The following is a 1,677-nucleotide window of genomic DNA, read 5'->3' on the forward strand; positions in this document are numbered from 1 at the left end:
GATCTGGGCCATGGCGTTCGACTGCTGGTTGAGTCCCTGACCACAGCTATCATGCTTGCGGCGCGCAGCGATCCGGCGATTGTCGCCGCCACCGCAGATGGCGAAAGCACCCCCTCCAGCGACGACCTCGCGCGCATCGTGGCGAAAGCGGTCGCCCGCATGGTCGTGAAAGACTGGGAGGGCGTCGGCGACGAAGACGGCAAAGCGCTGCCTGTCACTCCCGCAGGTATTGACGCACTCCTGGAACTCTGGCCGATCTTCGAGGCCTTCCAGACCCGCTACATCGCAGGCGCGCTCATTCTGGACGCGGAAAAAAACGTCTGACCGCTCTCGCCGACTGGGAGTTCGGCGGGGGCGGTGAGTATTGCACGGCGTGTCCTTCCATCTGCGCAGAATGCCCAAGGCAGCAGAACGCGCCACAAACTTACGAGGGCTGGCAGATCTGGGATCTGGTTCAGCGCCTTGGCGGGCAAATGCGGATTGTAGGCGGTATGAGTGGCGGTGCCGTCATCGGCTGGGACATGAGCGCGGCGCTGCAACTCGGGGCGGCCCTTGGGCTTTCGCCCCTTATTATTGCGGAACTGTTGCCGCCCATTGAGGCGGTGATGGTACGCAAGACCAACGAAGAGATCGAACACCGCCATGGCTGAGAAGAAGGTATCCGTCCGCCTCTCTGCGACCGGAGGCCGCCAAGTGCGTGCCGAGTTGGAGGGCGTCGGCGAGGCTGGCAAGCGCGGCTTTGGCCGCCTGAGCCGCGAGATGGAACAGGCCAATGCGCGCATGGCCGCTTTTGCCCGCCGGGCGCGTATTGCGGCGACGGTGGCGGCAACCGCGTTATCCGCCGCTGTCGTCTCGATGACCCGTTCGACCGTCGCTGCGGCCAACGAGATCGGTCAGCTCTCCCAGGTGGCCAATGCCAATCCAGAGGTCTTCCAGCGCTGGTCGGCCGCCTCGGCCACGGTGGGCATTGAGCAGGAAAAACTCGCCGATATCCTGAAGGACGTGAACGACCGGGTTGGCGATTTCCTGCAAACAGGAGGCGGCCCGATGGCGGACTTCTTTGAGACCATCGCCCCCCGTGTGGGCGTGACCGCGGACCAGTTCGCGCGGCTTTCGGGGCCAGAGGCGTTGCAGCTTTATGTCTCCTCCCTCGAAAAAGCAGGCGTCAGCCAACAGGAGATGACTTTTTATCTCGAAGCTATGGCGTCGGATGCCACACGCCTTATCCCCTTGCTGCAAAATGGCGGGGCGGAGATGACGCGCCTTGGGGCGCAAGCACAGGCATTGGGCGCGGTACTCGACGCGGATGCGATTGCAGCCATGCGTCGATCCGAACTCGCGCTGGTCAGCATTGGCCAGGTGTTTACGGGCGTGCGCAACCGGATTGCGGTGGCACTGGCCCCTTCGCTTGAGGCGGTGGCAAATGCCTTTGTCGCGCTGGCCTCATCGACAAGCCCGATCAGCCGGGCGTTTGACGCGGTGCTGGCCAATCTCGACAGGCTTGCGATCCATGCCGGCACATTCGCCACCTTTATTGCGGGCCGTTGGGCGGCGGCGATGGCCGTGGCCGCGCTGTCGGTTCGGGGTCTGGCCACCACGCTGGTGGTCCTGAAAGGTGCGCTCATGCGCACCGGCATCGGCGCGCTGATCGTCGGGGCTGGCGAGTTGGTCTATTGG

The 1,677-nt window shown here is 64.2% G+C and carries 2 protein-coding genes and 1 pseudogene; all 3 read left to right on the forward strand.

Features of this window, described 5'->3' with window-relative positions; translation table 11 throughout:
• Positions 1–324, forward strand: a 324-nt coding sequence (locus tag WAO69_RS06885; protein WP_422177389.1) for a hypothetical protein, incomplete at its 5' end; no start/stop codon positions are given.
• 167 nt (positions 325–491) lie between these two features.
• On the forward strand, positions 492–650 hold the full coding sequence (locus WAO69_RS06890; protein ID WP_422177391.1) for a DUF7697 family protein: 159 nt from the start codon (positions 492–494) through the stop codon (positions 648–650).
• Positions 643–1,677: pseudogene (locus WAO69_RS06895) on the forward strand (phage tail tape measure protein); the annotation flags it as partial. The gene WAO69_RS06890 and the pseudogene WAO69_RS06895, both read left to right, overlap by 8 nt.

It is taken from the genome of Aestuariivita sp. (assembly GCF_049276915.1).
Taxonomy (GTDB): Bacteria; Pseudomonadota; Alphaproteobacteria; order Rhodobacterales; family Rhodobacteraceae; genus Aestuariivita.

Excerpts from the sequence above, each read along its gene's own strand:
- WAO69_RS06890 (WP_422177391.1), top strand. The coding sequence starts at position 492 with ATGAGTGGCGGTGCCGTCATCGGCTGGGACATGAGCGCGGCGCTGCAA.